Source organism: Sphingomonas bacterium (genome assembly GCF_903643035.1).
Taxonomy (GTDB): domain Bacteria; phylum Pseudomonadota; class Alphaproteobacteria; order Sphingomonadales; family Sphingomonadaceae; genus Sphingomonas.
Window position 1 is genome coordinate 1 of record NZ_CAHJWW010000007.1, and the last position, 20651, is coordinate 20651.

Here is a 20651-nt window from a genome sequence, read left to right on the forward strand (position 1 = left end):
GCTGACCGCCAGCGCAATGCTGGCGGGGTGCGACCTTGCCCCGGCCTATGTCCGCCCCGTGGCCGCCGTGCCGGCGTCGCTGCCGCGGGGCGGGGTCTATCCCGCCGCGGCGACCGACGCGCGGGACATCACAAGGGTCGGCTGGCGCGATTTCTTCACGGACGCATCGCTGCGGACCGTCATCCAGCGCGGGCTCGACAACAACCAGGACCTGGCGCTGGCCGCCGCCAACGTCCTCCAGGCGCGCGCGCAATACCGGGTGTCGCGCGCCGACCTCGTACCGACCGTGGCCGTATCGGGATCGGCGACCTATACCAACAACATCCTCGGTTCGAGCGGCGCGACCAGCGGGACCGCGACGGGGACGACCGGCACCGGCATAGGCACGGGTACGGGCATAGGCACGGGCACCGGCACGGGTGTCGGCACCGGCACGGGGAGCACCGGGTCCGTCGGCGGCACGGTCGGCGCCGGTTCCGGGGACATCAGCTACTATTCCGTCAACGTGGGCCTGTCGGCCTATGAGGTCGACCTGTTCGGGCGCGTCCGCAACCAGAACAAGGCCGTGCTGGAACAGTATTTCGCGAGCGAGGAGGCGCAGCGGACCACCCGGATCAGCCTGATCGCGCAGATCGCGACCGCCTGGCTGACGATCGCGCAGGACGAGGATCAACTCGCGCTGTCGCGGCAGACGCTCGACACCTTCAGGCAGACGCTCGACCTGACGAGCGCGCAGTTCCGCATCGGCGTGGCCTCCGAGCTCGAGTCGCGCCAGGCGGAGACCAACTACCAGGCCGCGCGCAACGACATCGCGGTGCTCCGGACGCAGGTCGCGCGCGACCGCAACGCGCTCGACCTGCTGGTCGGCGCGCCGGTGGAACCCGCGCTGCTTCCCGTCGCGCTTGGCGACGCGCGCGCCGCGATCGAGGTCCTGCCGACGGACCTTTCCTCGACGGTCCTGCTGCGACGCCCCGACGTCCTTCAGGCGGAGCATCAGCTCGTCGCGCAGAACGCCGACATCGGCGCGGCGCGCGCGGCGTTCTTCCCGACCATCTCGCTGACCGCCACGCTGGGCACGATCAGCACCGCGCTCGGCGGCCTGTTCGGCAGCGGGACGGGGACCTATACCGGCAGTCCCTCCATCGCGCTGCCGCTGTTCGACGGCGGGCGGAACAGGGGCAACCTCGACTATGCCCGCGCGTCGCGGCAGGCGGCCGTCGCGACCTATCAGCGGACGATCCAGACCGCGTTCCGCGAAGTCGCCGACGCGCTCGCGCAGCGTGGAACGATCGACGAGCAGATCGCCGCGCAGACCGCACGCGCCAATGCGGCGCAGATCGCGGCGACACTGTCGGACGCACGCTATCGCGCCGGCGTCGATTCGTTCCTGACCTCGCTCGACGCGCAGCGCACCGCCTATGCCGCGCGCCAGCAACTCGTGACGACCCGGTTCAATCGCGGCGGGAACCTGGTCGAACTCTATCGTTCCCTTGGCGGAGGGCTCGAATAAGGCGTTTGGAAATGCTTGCGAGTCCCGGCAATCGGCGTAGTTTGCCGGAACCGCCGAGGAGAAGATGACGATGACGTCGATCCGGTCCGCAGACCAGCCGCCGCTGAACCCGCCGGTGATGCAGGCGGGCGGTGACGTCGGCGAGGAAAGCCTCATCATCCTGCAAAGCCTGCTCTGCCTCCTGCGCGAGAAGAACATGCTCACGCGCGCCGACATGGAAGCATTGTGCCACAAGGTCGAACGCCGCGCGTCGGGGACAAGCAGGATGCCCTTGCCCTGCTGCTCCGAAAGTGCGGCGAACGCGTCGGGGATCATGCAGCGCCTGACGAGCTATATCGGCCAGCGATACGGCGGAAAGCACGCGCGCAACTAGAGGCGAGGGGTGGTCGGGCAGTCCGCTCGCCACCTGTCGGTCGCTCAGTCCGGCTCTGCCGACGCAACTACTGATTGGCGCGCGCGCAATCTCGCGGTCACGTCCGTCCGCCAGGTGAAGCGGCCCTGGTGCCTGATGATCCACGCGCCGACGCGGATGCCGGGAAGCTCGACCAGACGATAGCAGAAATGGGAGAGCGGCAGGACCACGGCGACCGTCGCCACCGTCAGGATGAGGGCGCTCGAGTTCGGGTCCCTCGCATAGACATGACCCAGCAGCAGCGGCAGCAGCCGCGAGCCGAACTGAAGCACCGGGAAATGAAGCAGGTAGACACCGTATGAGATGTCTCCCAGCCACACCAGCGTCGGCGCCAGCAGGACCGACCGGTTCATGTCCGAACATTCCAGGACCACCAGCAACAGGGCCGCGGCGATACCCTCGATCAGCGCGGGGACCGGTGCGTGGTAATCGACGTCGAACGCCCAGTTCCGGCTCGCCTGACGGAACAGGATCATGATGACCAGCAGCGTCAGCGCGATCGGCAGGCTGCCGCGCTGCACGTCGCCTGCGCGCAGCGTCAGGATCAGCCTCATCGCCATGGCGCCCAAGGCGAAATCGACCAGATACTGCCCGTCCAGCCCCGCCTTCATGCTGACGATGCCAAGCAGGACCGTGACCAGGACAGGGTAGAACCATGTCCTGGCGGCGGCGACCATCCATGCCAGGGCCGGCATGGCGAGGCCGGCGATCAGCTCGCACTTGATCGACCAGAGTTGCGGCAGCGGATAGGCGCGGGCGCCGAGCAGCGACCCGATCACATCGCCCCGCGTGATCCGATGCAGGTCGACGTCGAGGCCAAGCGCCGAGCGGTTCTGGGCCGCGGGCAGATACTCCCGCAACGGTATGTAGAGGCAGGCCAGGCCCACGGCGACCCACAGCGCGGGATAGATGCGCGCCGCCCGCCCGATGCCGAAGACGAGGTAGTTTCGGAGGCTGACCTGCTTTCGCATCAGGGAGCCACTCAGCACCAGTCCGCTCAGGACGAAGAACAGGACCACCTGCGCATGGGCGTTGAGCAGAAGTTCGGACCACCGGGACAAGGTGGGACTGACGTTATAGAACGACAAACAATGATAAATGACAACGGCAAGAGCGGCCAGTCCCCGGATGGATTGCAGTTCCGGCTGATGCCTGTGTCTCGCGTCGGTCACTGATACCCCCGAATGAACTTTATTTCATCTATAGATAGGATAACAGCTTTTATGCTGAGTCGTGCATCACCAGCCTGATGATGACCTTGTGGGCAGGTGGCGGCATGCGATGTCCGGCGATGGCGGAAGGATTGAGGACCGTCGCCGCCGACGCCTTTCGCTCGTGCCGAGGCCCGAAGTGGAGGGGAACGGTTGACGTCCAGAACTGGCGCCCCGCAGTCGATCCGACCAAAAGATCGGCGCGCGCTAATCCCGAATGGCCGTCCCGGTCGATTGCCCGGATCCCTGCGACGATGGATTGTCGGGGTCGATGGCCGCGCAGTCGCTTCTCGCTGATGATGACGACGATGAGGTCCTGCGCCTCATCCTCAACATCTACGGCGTTCCGCAAATGGCGGGACGCGAGAAGCGTCGGCGAGCGTCTGTCGGCGGCGGCGGCATCGTTCTGCGGGTGTTGTCCCTTGGAGGGACCTGGGCTCTCCTCGCCAGCGTCTTCGTGGCGGGGGCGCAAGGTCCGGAGCCCGGGGTTCCGTCCCGTTCCTACACCGCGCTCGACAAGCCGGTCGGCGCGGTATCCGCGCCCGCCAGTCGCGCGACGGCGCCGCTCGAACCTGCGGGGCGCACCGGCCGGACCATCTATGCCACGCCCGTCGCCGGTCACGCACCCGACATCGCCCAGGCGCGGCCGAACCCCACCGACGCGCAGCCGATGCGCCGCGACGTGGCCGTCGGGCCTGACCGGGTACGGGCGGTACCGACGGGTTCCTATGACCGACCGGGCGCAGGCCCGATCGGCAAGCCGCGGGAGAACTGGTCGGTATCGGACGATGAGCCAAGAGTGGAGGGGGAGGTGCTGGTACCCACGCCATCTCCCGCCGTGCCCTCGCGTCCGTCCGACATCGACACTCACCCGGCGGTCCGCGACACCAGAACGTCAAAGGTAGGCGATGCACACGTCAACACGGCGGCCGAGCATGACAGGATCGCGCATCAGGACGCCCTTGATGCGTTGCGCGCGCTTCGGCTCAAGTAACGGGTTACTGGCGATCGCGCTGGCGACCGGGTCCGCGCTACCGGCCGCGGCCGACCCGCTGAGCGTCGCCGGCGAGACGGCGATCGCGACCAACGACACGTCGGCCTCGCCGCAGGTCACCCTCCTGCCTCCTCCCGGTACGGAGCACCATGACGGGGTATCGCTGTCGGTCGGGGCGTCGTACTGGGACGGCAAGTTCGGCGCCGAGACCACCAGCAGCATCGTCGCCGTCCTGGCCAACGTCCGCTACCGCCACGGAGACCTGCGGATCGACGCCACGCTGCCCTGGATGCACATCACGAGCGACGGAACGGTCTACCAGGGTATCGACGGCGTCCCGCTGATCGCCGCCCCGAGCACGTCGAACGGCGTTCGGGAGCGCGACGGCGTCGGGGACCTGTCGGTCGGCGCGTCCTGGCTCGCGCTGCATCAGGAGAGCGCCGGGGTCGATCTCGACGTCGGCGTCCGCATCAAGCTTCCGACCAGCGCGGGAAGCACGATGCTGTCGACCGGCAAGACCGATGAGACGGTCAGCATCGACGTGCTACGGTCCTATGGCCGGATAAGCCCCTTCGTCGAGATGGGGTATCACGTCTTCGGCAATCCGACGGGCGGCGTGCTGCGCAACGGCGTGTTCGGCTCGGTCGGGGTGACGATGCTGGTGGGTACGGGCACGTTCCTCCTCCTGTCCTACGACTATGCCGAACGGACCAGCCGCTTCATCGGTAGCGCGAACGCGCTGGTCGCGGGAGCCTCGGTCCCGGTCGCGCCGCGGTTGAGCGTCAACGCCTATGCCAGCGCCGGCTTCTCGTCGGGCGCGCCGGGGTTCTCGGCCGGTACGTCGCTCAAGTTCTCCCTGTAGCGGACGGGAGCGCCGCCACCACCCGGGCCGCCGCCACCCGACGGCGCGGCTAGGCCGCGCGCCGCGTGACCTTGGGCAGTATGCGAGGGGTCGGCATCGGCGTGATGAACGAGCCGTCGAAGTCGAAGCTGTCGCCGATCTGCGTGACGATCTCGTCGGTCAGGTTCCACGGCAGGATGACGATGTAATCCGGCCGCTCGACCGCGAGCGCGGCGGGGTGACGGATCGGCAGCCGGACGCCCGGCAGCAGCTTGCCCTGTTTGGACGCCGCCTTGTCGACGGTGAAGTCGATCGTGTCCGTACCGATCCCGCAGTAGTTGAGCAGCGTGACGCCCTTCGCGGGCGCGCCATAGGCGGCGATGCGACAGCCCTGATCCTTCAGCCGCCCCAGCAGCGCCCGCAGGTCGGTGCGCAGGGCCACCGCCCGCTGTGAGAACGCGAGGTACACCGCGTCCTCGTCCAGGCCATAGGCCAGTTCCTCGTCGAGCAGGCTGGCGACGCGGGGAGAGGTGGGGCGGTCCGCCTCGTCGCGACAGACGAAGAAACGGATCGACCCGCCATGCGTCGGCAGCTCTTCCACGTCGAACACCCGGAGTCCGGCCTGTTCGAACACCCGCTTGGCGCTCAGCAGCGAGTAATAGCTGAAATGCTCGTGGTAGAAAGTGTCGAACTGGTTGCGCTGCATCAGGCGCAGCAGATGCTGGACCTCGATCGTCGCGACGCCGGCGGGCTTCAGCAGCTCGCGTATCCCGCTGGCGAAATCGTTGATGTCGGGTACGTGCGCGAAGACGTTGTTGGCGGTGACGAGGTCCGCCTGCCCGCCGTCGGCGACCAGTTCGCGGGCCAGGGCTTCGGAGAAGAACTTCTGACAGGTCGCGATGCCCTTCGCCCGGGCGGCCGTCGCCACGGAACCGCACGGTTCGACGCCCAGCGTATCCAGCCCGAGCGCCCGCGAATACTGGAGGAGATAGCCGTCGTTGCTCGCGATCTCGACATGACGAGCGCCAGCCGAGAGCGCGAAGCGTTCGCTCATCGCCCGGACATAGTCTTCCGCATGGCGCAGCCACGAAGTGGATTCGGACGAGAAGTAGACATAGTCGTCGCGGAACAGATCCTCGGCGTCGATCAGGTCGACGGTCTGGACGAGCCGACACCGATCACAGACCATGATCTTGAGCGGATATGTCTCTCCGTCGCGCATCTCCTTCACCGACGGATCGATCAGGTCGTTGGCCACCGGCGATTGTCCGAGATCGAGCACGCAGCTTGCAAGAGGTGCGGCACAGTGCCGGCACGCGTGATCGGTCCGATGCATTTCAACCCGCCTCCTTTGACTTCCGGCCGCAGAACAACCGCAAGGAGCCGCAAGAGCAATGGCGCCGACAGGGAAACGACCGTCTATTCGGGGATCGGACACCAGACCAAAAGAGTACGGCCTGCCTAATCCGTCTTCAAACGAGCCTGAAGTCGGAACGACCAACCCCGAATGGTTACATACCGACGTGTAGGCGCTCGTCATGGTCGGCGCCGGGTCGGATCAGCCACGCTGCCAATCGCCCGGTTCCATATGCTCGACCGCGCAACGCGAAAGGTCGGGAGCCTGCACGGCAGGCTCCCGACCCCGTTGCCGACGAAGCCGTCGCTTCTGTCCGCCCGGCGGCGCGGGTCAGCTCAGCAGCGACTGCAGCACAAGGCGATCCGCGCCCGTGATCCTGCCCGAGCTGTCGGTCGTCGGGAAAAGGTTCATCTGGTATGTGTCGTTCGCATAGGCCACGTCCTGATGCGCGGTGAGCACCAGGCCTGCCTGCTTGGTCGCCTGCACGAAGTTCTGCACCACCGGCTGCCACTCGGCACGGTTGGGGGCGCCGAACTCGCCGATATGGCCACGCCCGTAGAGACCGTGCTGGTTCAGCCAGTTCAGGAACGGAGTGACCCGCGCCACCCCGACATTGGCGTCGGCCGGCGCGCTTTCGCCGCCACCGCCATACGTGCCGCTGCTGTCCCGGTCGAAATACACATGCGCGGACCAGAACAGATTGCGCGCAGGGTCGACCAGCGTGTGCAGGGTGGGGTTGAGGTAGGGCCAGAGCTGGGCGTTGGACCATTCATACCCGCCCACGACGATCGCCACGTTCCAGTTGACCTGGCGAATGGCGGTGATCGCGGCCTGGCACGCGTTCGCCCAGCCGACATTGCCGATCGGGAGACTGTGCGGCTCGTTCATCAACTCGATCGACGCGACTGCCGGATGGTTGCCGAAGGCTTGCGTCACCTTGACACAGAAGTCGATCCACGCGTCGACCGGTACCTGCGCCGATCCCAGCTGTGCCCTGGTCATGTGCGCCCACGTACCGTCGTATCCGACATAGCGGCTGCCGTAATTGTGGCAGAGATCGAGGATCACCTTCAGACCGTATTTGGCCGCCATGTCCAGGTCGCGGCGGACGATCGCGACCGGGTTGCGCAACGGATTGTTCGGATCGTCGTAATGACCGAGCAGCTGTTCGCCGAGCGACCCGTACAGCCGAGGCTGGAGACGTTCCCACGCCCCTTCAAGGCGGATGTGATCGCATCCCTTCGAAGCGTAGTAAGCGAAATGCGACTCCGGTTCCGGAAACACCTCGCCGTACAGCCGCCCGGGCAACGAGTCCGGACTGCCCTCGAGGCTGCCGAAGGCGACGCCGCGGCCGGTCGGCGTGGTCCTTGCCGCAAGGGAGGACTGGGTTCCACTGGTGCTTGCGGGAGTGGCGGTCGGCGAGGGTACGGGGTCGGGTGACGCTGCCGCCCCCTGAACCACGTCGATGCCGCCACCCGTCGCCGAACTGTCGCCCCCACATCCGGTGACCAGCACCGCGCCGCCGATCGACAGCCAGCGCAGGACGTGACGGCGACCGAGCGGCTCCGAGCCGGTCGGGAGCATCGGGGTCAGGGGTTCCTGAGGCTTCCAGGTCATGAGCTTGTCTTCATCGGGCAAACCTTTTCGACTGTCGGAGTGGACGCGCAGATCATCGACGACCAAACCGGTCAGGGTCTGGCCTTGGGGAAGGAAGTCGGGGCGGGCGCGCAGCCTTCCGCGACCGGGCCGTCTCGACCCGGTGCTGACTGTCTCGATTAGGGAGCTGGTCTCAGCCTCGGGGGAGGCGACGGACTCCGGGGATAGTCATCGCGATGAACAGGCTAGTCGACGTGGACGAATGTGCCCGGAGCAGCGATCAGCCAGCTGATCGCCACAGCCGTCACGGCCTTACGCCTTGTGGATAGGATGCTTGTGGCTGGTTATGGCTACTCCCCTTGATCGACCCGCCCAGCATGAAGGCGTATGTCTTTCTAGGCAATAACACTTTGAGGTTACTGGCAGAGTAAGCGTAACCGGTTTCGATGGGGCGGGTTTGTCGTCGGACAAGCCGAGCGGATCGCGCTCAGATGACGCTGCCCCAGAACTCTAGGCCTTCCTTGCCCGCGACCTTGGGCGATTGAACGATGCAGCGATGCGCGATCCGGCGCGCGATGCGCCCGGACGTCGAGAGATGCTCGGTACACGCCACGCTGTCGATCCAGAGGGTGCGCGCTCCGAACAGGCGCGCGAGCAGGACGAACGGCAGCATCGGGGCCGATCCCGTCGTGACCACCGCGAACGGCCGCTCACGCGCCAGGATCGCCATCGCACGCACCATGATCGGCGCGAACGTCTTCACTCTGAAACGGGAGGCGTCGGGGACCGAGTAGAACCGGTGGTCCGGCACCACGGTCGCGTTGTCGGCGATGGTCGACACATAGACGACGTCGAGCCCCTCGAAGGCCGGCCGCAGCCGCAGCAGCTCGACCCAATGCCCACCGCCGGATGCGGCGGCGACGATCCGCCTGAGCGGGCGGTCGTGGTCGGGACGTGACGATGGCCGCCATCGCCCTGGCCGGCGCGGGCCACGGTGCCGGTCGTCGGGTGCGTGGCGCGACCGGGCGAGCCCGAACATCAGAAGTACCGCTCGCCGACCCGCACCGTGTCGCCCGGATGGACGGGTGCGGAGGCCGTGACCTCGATCGGCACCTCGACGTTGGATCCCTCCCGCCGGATGAACACGTTCTTCAGCTTGCCACGATAGGTGATGCCCCGCGCCGTCGCGATCGCCTGCGCCACGGTCAACCCGTTGGTAAAATCGTATTTGCCGGGTTGATTGACCTCGCCCAGCACGAAGAAGGGGCGGTACTGCGTCACCTGGATCGACACCTTGGGCGATTTGACCAGATCCCGCTGCACGAGGAGCGCGGTGATCTGGCCTTCCAGATCGCGGGACGTCAGGCCGCGAACCGACATCGAACCGACCAGCGGCAGCGACACCGTGTCGTCGGCCGCGACCAGTATGTCACCGCTCAGCTCCTTGAACCCGAATGTCGTCACCTCCAGCTTGTCGCCGGCGGCGAGCGTATAGTCCGCCGGCCGGGCGGCGACCGGACCGGCCGGCAGCGGCATGTTGGAGCAGGCGGATGTCGCCAGCGCCAGCGCCAGCGATCCGATGATGAAGACGACACGCACTATGGTTCTCCTCGACTGCCCGAGCGGCCCTCCGCTCCGGCCATGAACTGTCTCTCACCGGACCGGGGCGGCGAACGGCTCACCCGGCCCGGCGGCGACCGCGCAGGCGTAATGCTGGTGCAACCGGTCGATCAGCACCGGCCACGCGAACGGCGCCATCCGGTCGGCCATCGTTGGACGACGTATCGCGTCGCACTCGAACTGACCCACCTGCTTCAGAAAGGCATCGACATCCGCGCCGGGCGTGAAGTCGCTGGTCATCCCGATCCCGACGCGGTGCAGCGTCCGCTCGAACACCGCCAGGTCGCTGAGGATCGGGAACAGCCCCGCGCCGATCGCCTCCACCGCCGCGAGTCCGAAACCCTCGTAGGTGGAGGCGCAGGCAAAGACGCTGCTTCTGGCGATGAGCGCCCGCAACTGGTCGTCGTCCGGCTCGCGATGGAACTCGACCGCATGGTCGACGCCGTGCTTCGACGCCAGTTCGTGCAGGCCGGAGATGGTGACGCCCATCTCCTTGCCGGCGACGATCAGCCGCCAGGACGGCGCCTGCGCCTGCAACGCCGCGAACCACGCGATCAGCCGGTCCAGCCCCTTGTTGGGGGCGAGCCGGCCAAAGAAGATGATCGTCCGGGTACCGGGACTGGCGAGGCCCGCGAACCTCGTCACGTCGATCGCATTCTCCAGCAGCGCGACCCGGTTCCCGGCGATGCGACGGAAGACGACCTCGTCCTGGACGCTGGAGGCGAGTACCGTGCTGTAGGCGCTGAGCGACATCCGCGTCACCGTGTTGAACCACAATCGCTTCAGCCGCCGGGCGAACGGGGTGTGGAAGAACCCGCCATGCGTCGACAGCACCATCGGCTTGCGGTGCATGCGACGGGTCAGCGCGGCGAAATCGGCGAAGAACTCCAGCCCATGCACATGGACGACGTCGGCGTCGCCGATCCGGCTCAACACGGCGGGGGCGATCGGATAGCGGATGCCGCCGACGAACGGGATCCGCCGGATCGTGACGCCGTTGCGATGCTCGAGCGCCGGCAGCGAGCTTCCGTCGCCGCCGAAGATGCGGTTGAGCGTGACCACGCGCACGTCGAGGCCGGCCCGCGCCTGTCGTTCCGCCAGTTGCGAGACATAGGTCTCGATGCCGCCGATGCCGGGCCGGTACTGGCGCACCGCATGGGTGATCCTCATGCCGCGTCTCCGTGACGCATCCCCGTCGAAGCGGCCTCAATACGCATTGTGATCGCGAACCAGCAGCGGCAGCGTGCGCAGCAGGATCGACACGTCGGACTTCAGCGTCCAGCCTTCGATATACTCGCAATCCGCCGACAGCCGGCTCTTGATGCAGTCGAGCGTCCTGATCTCACCACGCAGCCCGCGGACCTGCGCCAGCCCCGTGATCCCCGGCCGCACCGCGAAGCGTCGGCAATAGCTGTCCAGCGCGTCGCCATAGACCTCGTCGTGGACGAGCGCGTGGGGACGGGGTCCGACGAGCGACATGTCGCCCAGCAGGACGTTGACGAGCTGTGGCAGCTCGTCGAGGCTCGTGGCGCGCAGGAAACTACCCACGGGCGTGACCCGGCGGTCGCCGCGCACCGCGGAGCGTACGTGATCCCCGTCCTCCACGACATACATCGTGCGGAACTTCATGACGGCGAAGGGCTTCGCCTTCAGCCCGCCCCGGTTCTGCCGGAAGATGACCGGTCCCCTGCTCGACAGGAGCACGGACAGCGCGATGATGAGCAGCACCGGCGATACGATCGCCAGAAGCAGGCCCGATACCAGGACGTCGATGGCGCGCTTCGCCACCGACCGGGCGGCCGGGCCGATCTGGTCGACCTCGCCGAAGAACCGGTCGGCCATCGAAGGACCGACGCGAGCCCGGGTTTCGTCGAGGTTCGTCACTCCACATCTCCTTGGCAACGGCACGGGTAGCGGGCCTCGCACGACCGGCCGGGTCGGGACCGGCCTTCGTCCGCGGTCACTCGGCGACGACGATGCCGACGACGCGCGTCTTCATGTCGGCCAGACGCGCGCCCATGCGGCGGACCGCCTCCAGCGTCGTGACGTCGCGCCGGACCACCAGGATCATCGCGTCGATCGCGCCGCACATCGAGGGCGGCTCTCCGAACGGTGCGCCGACGTCGACGATCATCGTCGCGAAGCTCTCGAGGAGCGGCATCGCGCGGCGGTGGAACCGCTCGCCGTCGAGCAGGACGGAGGCATCGCCGCTCGGCGAGCCGGCCGGCAGTACCGACAGGTTCCTGACCGCCGTCGGTTCCGCCAGCGCGCGCGCGCTGCCCTCGCCGCTCAGCGCGGCGATCAGCCCGCCCGACGCGGCGACCCCGAACAGCGCGTGCTGGCGCGAGATCTGGATGTTGGCGTCGATCAGCACCGTGGGCGTGCCGAGCTGCGCGTAGGAGATGGCGAGGTTCGCCGCCAGGATCGAGGCTTCCAGCGTCGTGTCGAGGCCGATGACGCCGGTCGACTGGATCGGCGCCTCGCCCGGCTCCACGGCCGCCGCGATCGAACCGCACAGCGATCGTGCCATGCGCGCGACCGGATCCTCCGCGTCGAACGCCGCGCGCGCCAGCCAGCTCAACGGCGAGTTGTGGGGCAACAGCAGCATGGTGCCGCCGGCGTCCGGTCCGCCGGTGCCCGGGTGCGAGGGGTCGACGCCGACCAGCACGCGATTGGTGGTGGAACGTATCCTCATCAGATCCTCTCCAGTCGCAGCGCCTGATCCCGCAGGAAGCTGCCGAAGGCGAAGCCGCCGATCACGGGCAGGCCGGTGCTGCGCATCAGACCCTGCGGCGTCCGTACCCGCGGCCGCTGGTTCTCTATCAGCAGCGCCGTCAGCACGCCGAGCACCAGGCCGGCGATGGTGGCGAGAAGGACGGTCAAGGGGATGTCGGGCTTGGTCGGCAGCAGCGGCGGCGTCGCCCGGTCGACCTGCTGGGCGTTGGTGGTCGGCAGGCCGCTTTGCAGGCGCATCAGGTTCAGGCGCTGCGTCACCGTCTCATAGGCGCGCTGCGCGGTGTTGACGTCGTTCTGCAGCTTCTCGAGCTGTCCCCGATAGCCGTTCAGCGCGAGCATCCGCGCCCGTTGCGACGCGACGAGCCCCTGGAGTTCCCCTTCGCGAGCCGTCGCGGCGGAACTGGCGACCATGACCGACTGGCTCGCGCCCGAGGTCTCGGACGACAGCTTGCCGCGCAACGTCGCAAGCTCGGCCCTGGCGGCCAGCATGTCGGGATGCTGGTCGCCATGGCTGGCCGAGAGTTCCGATATCTTCCCGTCGGCCGCGGCGATCTCCTGGCGCAGCGACTGGACCACGGCCGACGACTGGACGTCGGGGGACTGGGACACCCGCGTTCCCGCCCGCGACCGCAGATCGGCCGCGACGCCCTCGGCGCTGGCGAGCTGCGTCGACAGCGCGCTCAGCCGATCGGCCTCGAGCGCCAGGGCGTTGCCGTCCACCATCCCGTGCGACCGCTGGAAATTGGTCACGGCCAGTTGCGCGCGTTCGAGCCGGCCGCGCACCTCGTCGGTCCGCTGCTGGAACCAGGTCGCATATTGTTTGGCCGTGTCGGTGCTGATCTGCATCCGCATGGCGACGAAGCTCGATGCGAAGCCGTTGGCGAGCCGGGCCGCCATCACGGGGTCGTTGGCGGTGTAGCGGACCGCGAGGACGTTGGTGTCGCGCTCCGGCGCCACGGCCAGATGCGCCAGGAGATAGCCCGTCAGCCATGGCTCGAACGAGTTCGTCCTGGGCCTGGTCCGCTGCCACTCCCGGCGCAGATCGGGATTGACCAGAAGGTTGTTCTTCTCGATCACGCGCCGCGCGACGGCGTCGCTCTTGAGGATGTCCGCCTGCGTCCCGAGCAACGCGCGGTTGTCGCCCGCCGGTCCCTTGTCCTGCAGCTCGGGGCTCGGCCCGCGATCGTCGAACAGCAGCGAGGCGCGCGCCGTGTACGTCCGTTCCGTGACCAGGAGCCACGCCACCGCCAGGACCAGCACGGCCGCGAGCACGGTCGCCACGGTTTTCCAGCGAGACCTCAACGCCAGCACGAGATCCGATGAGAACATGATGACTTCCCCTCAGGCTGCCCGGTCGCGGCTGGCGAGCGGGGATCGCTCCACCCCCACGACCAGGCGCTCGCGCGGCGGAGCGATCGCGAGCAGGAACTGCGGCGCCGCGCTGTCGATGAAACACAGCCGTCCCGATCGCCCATCCGGCCGAAGCGCCGGCGCAAGCAGCCCGACGCCGACGCCCTCCGCGCTCACCGTGTCGTGCCCGGCCGCCTCGCGCGCGGCGGCCTGCACCGCCTCGAGCTGGTCGGGGCTTGCGTCGGCCAGGGCGCGGAACAGCGCCGCGTCGTTCGGATTGAGCGTCGCCCATGTGTCGAACGCCCGAACCGCCCCGCGGCGCGCCAGCTCGAAGTCGATCGTGTCGCGATCCTGACGAACCGCCTCCACGGCGGCCACGTAGCAGAACAGCTGCACATGATAGGGCGAGCCGCAGGAGATCCGTGCGATCTCCTGGATGCTGCCCTCGTCGAAGGTGACGCCGGCGCGCTGCGCACCGGTCTCGATCAGCGTCCTCGTGTCGTTCGGCGAGATCCGTCCGATCGATATCGGCAGGAGGTGACGGCGTAGCGACGGGTGAGAGCCGATCAGGTCGTCCAGCGTCCCCGCGATCCCGACGATCAGCAGCTGGATGGGCAGCCGCGCATCGGACAGCAGCTTCATCAGCGTCGCGACCTGCGCGTGGACCTTCTCGTCGTCCACGCGATCGAACTCGTCGAGGATGAGGATGACCTGCACGTCCGGATCGAGCCGGGACAGAAGGTCGACGGCGATGCGCGGGCCGAACTCGTCGGGCAGCTTCTGGCGCTCCGCCTCGAAGCTCGCCTGCGAGGCGAACGGGATGCAGGATGACGGGATGAACGACAGATAGGGGCGCAGCAGTTCCGCGAAGGACGAGGTCGACTCGCATGCCGTGTAGATGACGATCGCGCCCTGCTGGTCCGCATAGTCGCCGAATATCCGTGCCAGGGACGTCTTGCCGGACCCGCGTGCGCCATAGACGATGGCGTGCTGACGGTTGAACAGCACGGCCTCGAACAGCATGTCGAGCATGTCGTCCCGCCCGTGGAGCCGTTCGCGTTCCTGCACCGGGTGGGCGGAATCGAAAGCCGCGACGATACGCGCCGCGGGGTTGCGACGCACCGCCCGGTCCCCGCGCGAGGGATTGCCGCAGTCGGTGTCCGCCGGAGCGGCCGGGGCGTTCCGACCGCCGTCGGAAGGGCCGGTGGCAAGGCTGTCGGAAGGGCGGGCCTCGTAGCTGTCGGGGTGCGGAAGCAGCGCCGGTGGCGCGCCGACCAGCGATGTCCACAGGTCGCGGAACCAGGCCACCGGGCTCCGGCGGGGGGGGAGCGGCGTCGCCGCGCCAGCCTTGCCCACGCTCACGCGCCTGTCCTCGGCAACGGCGCGGACGATGGCGACCGCAAGCCGGAACCGAGGCGATGAACCCCGTCGCCGCGCCCCGCGCAGGCTGCCACGCGATCCGCGCGTCGTGTCAGAAGTGCAGGCCCACGCAACAAGACGAGGCCGGATCCCTGCCGGTGTGCCAACTCGTTCCCCCCTTTGTCACCGACCGGTCCGTGCCGACGAGCGGCCGCGGCGTGTACCGGGGTTACGGCGGGACCTAACCGCACCCCATCTCGGGTGACAATAATCCTCGTGGTCGGAGCGATCTACTTCCTAAGTACCCGCAATACTCAAAAGGTATGACAAAGGGCGAACAGCTCAGGATGGAGATGATCGCATCTCTAGTTCTTCGATGTAGCCGATGCGTCAGTCGAAATAGACTTCCCAAGCGCCGACGATGAGCCGCGAGCCTCAATGGTTTACGCCGTTGTGGGAGTAGCCCGACTTTGAGACGTATGACAGTGTTCATGTCACGATCGACATGTGCCTGGGGGAAGGTCGCCGATTATGACGCTCACGTCTCGCACAAGCGAGCCTATCGTCCAGTCCGCAGGACAGGAGTTGTACGGCGAGACCCGCCGGGATTTCGAGAACGGCTCCGTTTCCCACGGCCCGGTGGTCGAGAACAGCTCCCGGACGCGACTGCAGTTCGTGGCGCTGCTGATCGTCGACCGCGAGTCCGAGGTGTTTCCCAACCTGCGCCGGGCGAGCGACGCGGGCGCCGTGTACCTCGGGTGCGCCGCCCTGCTGGCCAAGTCCGCGGATGCCGCGGGCCACGACATCATGTTCGTCACCAACGATGCCGGGACCGTGATGCGCGCCTTTGCGCGGCTTCAGGTTCCCGAGACCGTCCGGATCGAGGAACGGGGCTTCGTGTCGTCGCTGCCGCTGTCGGCGCCGCATCGCGCGGCGCACCACAAGCTCGACCTGCTCCGCGACCTCGCCGGCGCGGAAGGCGATCGCATCCATATCGTCATCGACCTCGATACCGTCGTCCTGCGGCCGCTGCGGCACGACGAGTTGCCCGGCGCGAACGAGATCGGCGCCTATGACATCACCGGCATGATGCTGTCGGAATCCGCCGGGCGCTCGGTCGACGATCTTCGCAGGGTGGCCGGCCGGTCGTCCGCGCATTCGCGATGGTTTGGCGGAGAGATGCTTGCGGCCAGTCCGATCGGGTTCGCCGAGCTGTCGGTCCATCTGGCCGCGATGCAGGACCGCTACGCGGCGGAACGGGCGGACCTCTATCACAGCGGCGACGAGGCGCCTGTGTCGGCGGCGCTGAACGCGTTCGTCGAACAGGGGGGGCTGATCCGCGACCTGGGTCAACAGCGCAGCATCGTGCGCTGGTGGACGGCCGTCCGGTCGTTCGCCCAGCCACGTCTGACGGATGTGCTCGATCGTGCCGTGCTGCACCTGCCTGCGGACAAGGAGTTCCTTTCCTCGGTCGCCGGCCAGCCGTTCGACCCAGCGCGGTTCGTCCGGGCGTACCGGCGATATGCCCGCCCGAAACTCTTCCTGCGTCGCCTGAAGCGGCTTGGTCGCCTCGGCGCTTCGGCGTCGATGCCGTCCCATGTGGCGTCGCTGTGATGCCGGCGCCCGCAGAGACTCACGAAGGAGCGAAGATGAAGCAGCAATCCTCGATGAACGGCGAGCGCATATTCAACATCGCGGTGGTCGGCCTGGGCAAGATGGGCATCTCGCACCTCAGCGTCGCCAATCGCACGCCGGGGCTGAAGGTGACGGCGATCTGCGACAGCTCGCAGCTGGTCGCCTCAATGATCGAGAAATACTGCCGCATTCCGTCCCATCGGAATTACGATGACCTGATCCGGATGCCGGGCCTCGATGCGATCCTCATTTCCACCCCGACCCGGATGCATGAGCAGATGATCCGCAGCGCGCTCGAGTGCGACCTGCATGTCTTCTGCGAGAAGCCGATGACGCTGTCCGCCGCGGTGAGCGCCGATCTGGCGGGCGAGGCGGTCCGGCGGGGCCTGGTGACTCAGGTCGGCTACCACAACCGGTCCGTCGGCACCTTTCGCGAGGCCAAGCGCCTGATCGACGCAGGAGCGATCGGCAGGCTTCGTCACGTTCATGCGGAAGCCTATGGGCCGGTCGTGCTGAAGCCGAGCACGAAGACGTGGCGCAGCAAGGCGAACGAGGGCGGCGGATGCCTGTACGATTATGCCGCGCATCCCGCGAACCTGATGAACTGGTATGCGGGCGATCCCGCGGTCTGCTGCGGTGCGCAGCTCACCAGCCAATGGTCGGCGTCGGTCGACGATGCGGTCTATGCCGATCTCGCCTTCCAGAACGGCGTGTCCGGCCAGCTGTCGGTGAACTGGGCCGACGAGTCCGCGCGCAAGATGACGACGCGGATCACGCTGGCGGGCGATGGAGGCAAGATCGTCGCCGATCGCCAGGAGCTTCAGCTCTTCCTGGGTACGAATGGTGTGGTCCAGCCCGGCTACCCGCGCGGCTGGACGATCAAGTACATCACCGAACTGACGCCGCACCCCTCGTTCTATCTTCGCGGGGAGGAGTATTCCGACCAGCTCGAAACGTTCGCCGCCGCCCTTGCGGCCGGTCGGTCCGACCCCACGGCGGACTTCGCGAGCGCGGCGGTGACGGACCGCACGCTGGAGATGATCCGCGCCGCTTCCGAGAACCGACCGGCGGAGCAGCTGCCGCAGGCCGCACCCGTTCGCCAGCGGCGCCCCAACATCCTCAGCCGCGTTCTCGGGTCGGCCTGATGGCGGACCTTGCCGCGACCGGCGGTCCGGCGGCGGTCGACGGTGAACAGGCGATCGGCCTTGGCGGGCCTGGGCTGCAAACCGGAACGGTGTTCGTCACCGTCGGCTCGATGCTGCCGTTCGACCGGTTGGTACAGGCGGTCGATATGTGGGCGGCGGCGCATCCGCTGGTCGACACGTTCATCCAGATCGGTGACGGCGAGTATCTGCCCCGACATGCGCCATGGGCGCGCAGGCTGACGCCCGCCGATTTCGGGCAACGCGTCGCCGCCTGCGACCTGTTCGTGGCGCATGCCGGCATCGGCTCGATCGTCCAGGCGCTGGAGGCGAGCAAGCAGATCCTCGTGTTTGCCCGTCACGCCAGCCTGGGCGAACACACGACGGACCATCAGCTCGATACCGTAGCGCGGTTCCGCGACACGCCCGGGCTGGCGGTCGCCGACGACGTTCCGGCGCTCGGCGGCGCGATGTCCGCGTTGCTGTCCCGGCCGATGCGTGTGGACCAGCGCCTCGGCGCCTTCGGCCCGAGCGGGCTTGTCGCCCGGATCCGGGATTTTCTCGTCTCATGACGCGCAGGAGCTGACATGGACCGTATTCTATTTGGCGATAACCAGTTCTTTGCGATCAACCACATGTCGGAGGAAAAGGCGCGGCAACAGGCGATTCAGTTCGCCGAGCTGGACGCGGTCGTGTCGACGCTCGCCTCGGCCAGGCGGGCCGGCGTCAATGTCTTCATGTGCACGACGCACGAGCGGGTGACGGAAATCGCGCAGATCGTGCGATCGCATCCCGACGAGTGGAAGGACTTCGAGTTCTATCCCTGCATGCCCTATGCCCATAAATACGCCAACGCCGTCACGGAGTTCGGCTATTTCGATGCGCTGAAACGTTTCCTGCCGAGCGGCGGGTTCGTGGATACCGCGTTGCGCGGCGGCAAGGCGCTGATCGGCCGCGACGTCGAGGGGCTGGCTACATTGCTCATCGACGCCGAGATGAAGGCGTTCGAGGGGCTTCGCACGCCGTACGTGTTCATGCAGAACATCGTCACCGACCTGCTGCTCGGTCTTGGCTATGATGATGCGTTCCGGATCTTCGCGGATCACGTCAAGCGCAAGTATGACGCGGAACCCGGCTTCATCACCATGAACCTGCCTGCGCTTCTGCCGGTGCTGGACAGCGTGGGTATCCGTCAGCCGGTGGTCTGCGCGAACGTCAACAAGATCGGCTTCCGCATGTCGGGCGGCATCGAGGCCTATCGTGACGCGACGAGCCGCTGGCCTGCCCGGATCATCGCCATGTCGGTTCTGGCGTCGGGCGCGATCCCGCCGGCGGAAGCGATCAAGTGGGTGGTGGAGGAGCCCTATGTGCAATCGATCTTGTTCGGCGCATCGAGCGAGCGCAACATTCGCAATACCGTCGATCTGATTCGGCAGTTCGATCGGGGGCAGGCGCTGGCGGCCTGAGCACGCGGTTGGGGCACGACCAAGGGGGGAAATACCATGTCCGGTCAGGTTCGTCGCGGTGCGCTGCGCCGTGCCTGCGTCATATCGGCCCTGCTGTGCGGCGCGTCGTCCGCCCGGGCGCAACAGGCGGCGCTCCCGGTGGTCGAGCCGGTACTGGGGCCGGCGACCGACAGCGGCATGACCCTGGACGTGGCGCGCCGCATCCGGCCGGAGCTGGAGCCGGTCCCGATCTCGGTGGGCGCGATCGACATCGTCCCGTCGCTCGGGCTGCGTGGCGGCTATGACTCCAACCTCTATGCCGAGCAGACGGCCGTCCGCGGCGAGCCGTATCTTCAGGTCGAACCCGGCGTGTCGCTGCGATCCGATATCGACAAGGCGGTGATACGGGTCGAGGCGACCGGGCGGTTCGCACGCTTCAACAACCAGCCCGAAGCGGCCGAGGACAGCTACAGCCTTTCCGCGTCGGGGCGCTACGCCGTCACGTCGCAAGTCGCAGCGGAGGCCGGCGCCCAGGTCGCGCAGCTTATCGAACGGCGGGACTCGAGCGGATTTCCCGGCGGGCGGGTCGCGCCCGTCCGGTTCGTCGAGTCGACCGTCTATGGCCGGGCGTTCCTCGACTCCGGCGCGATGCGCGGCTTCGCTTCGCTGGACGTCACGCGCTTCGACTTCCGCGACACCAGGGCGCTCGACGCCACCGGTCGCGCCATCGGTCCGATCGACCAGGACATCCGCGACAACCGCGTCATCCGCGGCAGCGCCCGGCTCGAACGTCGCATCGGACCGGCGCTGGGCGTATTCGTCCAGGGCATCGTCTCGTCGATCGACTATGCCCGGGCGCAGGTCGCGCCGGGTGTCCTGAACTTCACGGGCAAGAGCTACACCGGGCTCGTGGGCGTCGCGTTCCGTCCCGGCAATCTCGTCGAGGGCACGGTCGGGGTCGGGTATTTCTCGCGCAGCTACGATGCCGCGGTGCTGCGACCGATCCGGGGCGTCGCCGTCGATGCGGAACTGAAATACTATCTGACGCCGCTGGTGACACTGACCGGCGCCGCATCCCGATCGGTCGAGGAAGCGATCCTCCAGAACCGGAGCAGCGGCCTCGTCAGCACGCGGGGCAGCGTCCGGGCCGACTACGAGCTGCTCCGGCCGCTCATCATCAGCGCGGGCGGCGACTATTACGTCAACGCGTTCCGGCTCTACCCTCGCCGCGACAAGGTGACGGCCGCGTTCGTCAACGCGCGCTACAGCCTGAGCCGCAATCTGACGGTCGATGCCGACGTCCGCTACGATCGACGCGCGGTCGACAACGATCCCCTAACCGCCAGCTTCACGGCCGTCGTCGGATCACTCGGCCTGCGCTACGCGCTTTGAGGCGTGGCGAGGGCGGCGACCGCACCTGCCGCGACGTCGTGCCGTCCGGGT

At 67.6% G+C, this 20651-nt stretch carries 19 protein-coding genes; 9 read left to right on the forward strand and 10 right to left on the reverse strand.

The window, feature by feature from the left end; genetic code table 11:
• Window position 1 precedes the first annotated feature (1 nt).
• Together HUV01_RS01085 and HUV01_RS01090 are read left to right on the forward strand one after the other, a co-directional pair.
• Complete coding sequence (locus HUV01_RS01085) at window positions 2-1510, forward strand: efflux transporter outer membrane subunit (protein ID WP_174296478.1); 1509 nt, start codon at window positions 2-4, stop codon at window positions 1508-1510.
• Between the two features lie 70 nt (window positions 1511-1580).
• A complete protein-coding gene (locus HUV01_RS01090; protein ID WP_254606290.1) occupies window positions 1581-1883 on the forward strand; it encodes a hypothetical protein in 303 nt (100 codons plus the stop codon).
• Between the two features lie 44 nt (window positions 1884-1927).
• Here HUV01_RS01090 and HUV01_RS01095 read toward each other — a convergent pair whose 3' ends face one another.
• Window positions 1928-3094: an acyltransferase family protein gene (locus tag HUV01_RS01095; protein ID WP_174296479.1), complete on the reverse strand. Its 1167-nt coding sequence runs from the start codon at window positions 3092-3094 to the stop codon at window positions 1928-1930.
• A gap of 256 nt (window positions 3095-3350) precedes the next feature.
• On the opposite strand from HUV01_RS01095, the gene HUV01_RS01100 reads away from it, so the two are divergent.
• The gene (locus HUV01_RS01100; protein ID WP_217430859.1) at window positions 3351-4127 is read left to right on the forward strand and encodes a hypothetical protein; all 777 of its coding nucleotides are present in this window, start codon (window positions 3351-3353) and stop codon (window positions 4125-4127) included.
• Window positions 4099-4989, forward strand: coding sequence for a hypothetical protein (locus HUV01_RS01105; RefSeq protein WP_174296481.1), 891 nt, complete (start codon window positions 4099-4101; stop codon window positions 4987-4989). Before HUV01_RS01100 ends, HUV01_RS01105 begins: the two co-directional genes overlap by 29 nt.
• Before the next feature lie 49 nt (window positions 4990-5038).
• On the opposite strand, the gene HUV01_RS01110 is transcribed toward HUV01_RS01105, so the two are convergent.
• The 9 genes from HUV01_RS01110 to HUV01_RS01150 form a co-directional block, all read right to left on the reverse strand.
• On the reverse strand, window positions 5039-6508 hold the full coding sequence (locus HUV01_RS01110) for a class I SAM-dependent methyltransferase (protein ID WP_368039974.1): 1470 nt from the start codon (window positions 6506-6508) through the stop codon (window positions 5039-5041).
• A gap of 147 nt (window positions 6509-6655) precedes the next feature.
• Entirely contained in the window at window positions 6656-7942 is a 1287-nt protein-coding gene (locus HUV01_RS01115) for a glycoside hydrolase family 5 protein (protein ID WP_174296483.1), read from the reverse strand.
• Window positions 7943-8408: 466 nt separating this feature from the next.
• Complete coding sequence (locus HUV01_RS01120; RefSeq protein WP_174296484.1) at window positions 8409-8960, reverse strand: oligosaccharide biosynthesis protein Alg14; 552 nt, start codon at window positions 8958-8960, stop codon at window positions 8409-8411.
• Complete coding sequence (locus tag HUV01_RS01125) at window positions 8960-9520, reverse strand: polysaccharide biosynthesis/export family protein (RefSeq protein ID WP_174296485.1); 561 nt, start codon at window positions 9518-9520, stop codon at window positions 8960-8962. Before HUV01_RS01125 ends, HUV01_RS01120 begins: the two co-directional genes overlap by 1 nt.
• A 54-nt stretch (window positions 9521-9574) precedes the next feature.
• Window positions 9575-10711 carry a glycosyltransferase family 4 protein gene (locus HUV01_RS01130; protein WP_174296486.1) on the reverse strand — a complete coding sequence of 379 codons (1137 nt, stop codon included), beginning with the start codon at window positions 10709-10711 and terminating at the stop codon, window positions 9575-9577.
• Window positions 10712-10747: 36 nt separating this feature from the next.
• The gene (locus HUV01_RS01135) at window positions 10748-11383 is read right to left on the reverse strand and encodes a sugar transferase (protein ID WP_254606292.1); all 636 of its coding nucleotides are present in this window, start codon (window positions 11381-11383) and stop codon (window positions 10748-10750) included.
• Between the two features lie 118 nt (window positions 11384-11501).
• Window positions 11502-12236: a hypothetical protein gene (locus tag HUV01_RS01140; protein WP_174296487.1), complete on the reverse strand. Its 735-nt coding sequence runs from the start codon at window positions 12234-12236 to the stop codon at window positions 11502-11504.
• On the reverse strand, window positions 12236-13606 hold the full coding sequence (locus tag HUV01_RS01145; protein ID WP_174296488.1) for a Wzz/FepE/Etk N-terminal domain-containing protein: 1371 nt from the start codon (window positions 13604-13606) through the stop codon (window positions 12236-12238). The genes HUV01_RS01140 and HUV01_RS01145 overlap by 1 nt, the downstream gene beginning before the upstream one ends.
• Before the next feature lie 12 nt (window positions 13607-13618).
• Window positions 13619-14989, reverse strand: a complete 1371-nt coding sequence (locus tag HUV01_RS01150; protein ID WP_174296489.1) for an ATP-binding protein — start codon at window positions 14987-14989, stop codon at window positions 13619-13621.
• Between the two features lie 528 nt (window positions 14990-15517).
• On the opposite strand from HUV01_RS01150, the gene HUV01_RS01155 reads away from it, so the two are divergent.
• Genes HUV01_RS01155 through HUV01_RS01175 form a run of 5 tightly spaced genes read left to right on the forward strand, consistent with a single transcriptional unit; the run spans window position 15518 to window position 20600 of the window.
• A complete protein-coding gene (locus HUV01_RS01155; protein WP_174296490.1) occupies window positions 15518-16600 on the forward strand; it encodes a hypothetical protein in 1083 nt (360 codons plus the stop codon).
• A 35-nt stretch (window positions 16601-16635) separates the two neighbouring features.
• Window positions 16636-17766, forward strand: a complete 1131-nt coding sequence (locus HUV01_RS01160; protein ID WP_174296491.1) for a Gfo/Idh/MocA family protein — start codon at window positions 16636-16638, stop codon at window positions 17764-17766.
• Window positions 17766-18335 (forward strand): glycosyltransferase, encoded by a 570-nt coding sequence (locus HUV01_RS01165; protein WP_174296492.1) that lies wholly within the window; start codon window positions 17766-17768, stop codon window positions 18333-18335. The genes HUV01_RS01160 and HUV01_RS01165 overlap by 1 nt, the downstream gene beginning before the upstream one ends.
• A gap of 15 nt (window positions 18336-18350) precedes the next feature.
• On the forward strand, window positions 18351-19229 hold the full coding sequence (locus tag HUV01_RS01170) for a hypothetical protein (RefSeq protein ID WP_174296493.1): 879 nt from the start codon (window positions 18351-18353) through the stop codon (window positions 19227-19229).
• Between the two features lie 36 nt (window positions 19230-19265).
• On the forward strand, window positions 19266-20600 hold the full coding sequence (locus tag HUV01_RS01175; RefSeq protein WP_174296494.1) for an outer membrane beta-barrel protein: 1335 nt from the start codon (window positions 19266-19268) through the stop codon (window positions 20598-20600).
• The last annotated feature ends 51 nt before the right edge of the window (window positions 20601-20651 follow it).

Bases quoted from the DNA above. Each gene is read 5' to 3' on its own strand.
- HUV01_RS01090 (WP_254606290.1), top strand. From the start codon at position 1,581: ATGACGTCGATCCGGTCCGCAGACCAGCCGCCGCTGAACCCGCCGGTG.
- HUV01_RS01100 (WP_217430859.1), top strand. From the start codon at position 3,351: ATGGCCGTCCCGGTCGATTGCCCGGATCCCTGCGACGATGGATTGTCG.
- HUV01_RS01105 (WP_174296481.1), top strand. From the start codon at position 4,099: ATGCGTTGCGCGCGCTTCGGCTCAAGTAACGGGTTACTGGCGATCGCG.
- HUV01_RS01110 (WP_368039974.1), bottom strand. From the start codon at position 6,508: ATGACGAGCGCCTACACGTCGGTATGTAACCATTCGGGGTTGGTCGTT.
- HUV01_RS01115 (WP_174296483.1), bottom strand. From the start codon at position 7,942: ATGACCTGGAAGCCTCAGGAACCCCTGACCCCGATGCTCCCGACCGGC.
- HUV01_RS01120 (WP_174296484.1), bottom strand. From the start codon at position 8,960: ATGTTCGGGCTCGCCCGGTCGCGCCACGCACCCGACGACCGGCACCGT.
- HUV01_RS01130 (WP_174296486.1), bottom strand. From the start codon at position 10,711: ATGAGGATCACCCATGCGGTGCGCCAGTACCGGCCCGGCATCGGCGGC.
- HUV01_RS01135 (WP_254606292.1), bottom strand. From the start codon at position 11,383: ATGGCCGACCGGTTCTTCGGCGAGGTCGACCAGATCGGCCCGGCCGCC.
- HUV01_RS01140 (WP_174296487.1), bottom strand. From the start codon at position 12,236: ATGAGGATACGTTCCACCACCAATCGCGTGCTGGTCGGCGTCGACCCC.
- HUV01_RS01145 (WP_174296488.1), bottom strand. From the start codon at position 13,606: ATGTTCTCATCGGATCTCGTGCTGGCGTTGAGGTCTCGCTGGAAAACC.
- HUV01_RS01155 (WP_174296490.1), top strand. From the start codon at position 15,518: ATGACGCTCACGTCTCGCACAAGCGAGCCTATCGTCCAGTCCGCAGGA.
- HUV01_RS01160 (WP_174296491.1), top strand. From the start codon at position 16,636: ATGAAGCAGCAATCCTCGATGAACGGCGAGCGCATATTCAACATCGCG.
- HUV01_RS01165 (WP_174296492.1), top strand. From the start codon at position 17,766: ATGGCGGACCTTGCCGCGACCGGCGGTCCGGCGGCGGTCGACGGTGAA.
- HUV01_RS01170 (WP_174296493.1), top strand. From the start codon at position 18,351: ATGGACCGTATTCTATTTGGCGATAACCAGTTCTTTGCGATCAACCAC.
- HUV01_RS01175 (WP_174296494.1), top strand. From the start codon at position 19,266: ATGTCCGGTCAGGTTCGTCGCGGTGCGCTGCGCCGTGCCTGCGTCATA.